Consider the following 1,246-nt stretch of genomic DNA (forward strand, 5'->3'; position numbering starts at 1 on the left):
CTTCCGTATCCAGCCGTTGCCACTCGCGACGGCGCATATTGATGAGGTGATCGAGGATGTCGCGCTTAGGTAACATGGTGGCAAGGTTGTCCCACAATCGGATTTCGCCTTCAAAGTCGAAGGCAACGGTATCAAAACCGGCGTAAACATGCAGGGTTCGGCGGGCAAGCATATTGGTCCAAGCGGTCAGGTCTTGATTTTGGGTGAAGTTGAACACGGGCATGATGGGCTTGGCGCACCAAGATAAAATGGTCAGTTCGTCTTTGTATTTGTCGAGGACGGGTTCTCGCGCATCGATAACATACATGGCCATATCGCTTTGCATGACTTGGCGCAACACTTTGGCTTCTTGGTTGAACTCGTGATGCGCTTCATGGTTGCTAAGGAATTGCTGAATGCGCTCAATGCCGTCATCGCGTGTGGATGTGTGGGTTTCCAGCCAGTCCAACACGCTGCCGGCATCTTCAAGGCCGGGTGTGTCGTAGAGGTAAACCAAGCTGTCGTCGCCATCGTTGATGAGGGCTTCTTCGACATGGCGCGTGGTGGATGGCGCGTTTTTCACTTCGCCGAAGGTGCTGTCGCGCAAAAGCGTACGTAAGAGCGAGGTTTTGCCTGTGTTGGTATGGCCGACAACGGCAAGGGAGAGTGGGGTGGTCATGGTCTTTGGGTTGGGTTGATATGGACGATGAATGTGTGAGTATGGAGCCGTTTATCTTTAGTGGCAATATATGTTTCAGACGGCCCTAAATTCTCTTTATATATGGGCGAAAATAGCAAGAAAAAGAGGGGAATAGCGGATTTGTTGTTTTTTAGCAAAATACTTGAAAATAGATGGGAAAACAGTTGACAGGGGGTAGAAGGCTAGGATAATTCGCGCCGTTGAGTTGCTTGATGCAGCTTGATTTTTCTCCTCTATTTCTCCTTTGTAGACTTGGCGCATATCGAGACGGTATGCGCATTTTTTTATCTATATTGAAACATGATTACATTTAAAATTTGTAAATTGAATAATTAAGAAACTTTACAAGAAAAATACTTGCGCGGTTGAATCTCTTGTTGCATAATTCGTTTCGTTAGCTGGTTCGAGTAGTCAGTTAATAGTTTCTCCTCTATTTCTCCTTTGTAGACTTGGCACACATTCTGTCGAATGTGTGCATTTTTTTTGCCTATTTAAAATAAAGGCCGTCTGAATGTTGTAATCTTTCAGGAGGCCTTTATTGGTTGAATAGAATTAGATGTCTAATAC

2 protein-coding genes are annotated in these 1,246 nt (G+C 45.7%); both read right to left on the reverse strand.

Annotated features, from left to right (window positions below):
* The coding region (locus ACTHUM_RS14525; RefSeq protein ID WP_440403228.1) for a DUF3482 domain-containing protein at positions 1-658 on the reverse strand (658 nt) is incomplete at its 3' end.
* Between the two features lie 96 nt (positions 659-754).
* Positions 755-940 (reverse strand): hypothetical protein, encoded by a 186-nt coding sequence (locus ACTHUM_RS14530; RefSeq protein ID WP_440403229.1) that lies wholly within the window; start codon positions 938-940, stop codon positions 755-757.
* Positions 941-1,246: the final 306 nt, after the last annotated feature.

The sequence above is a fragment of the Neisseria sp. P0021.S006 genome, assembly GCF_051956895.1.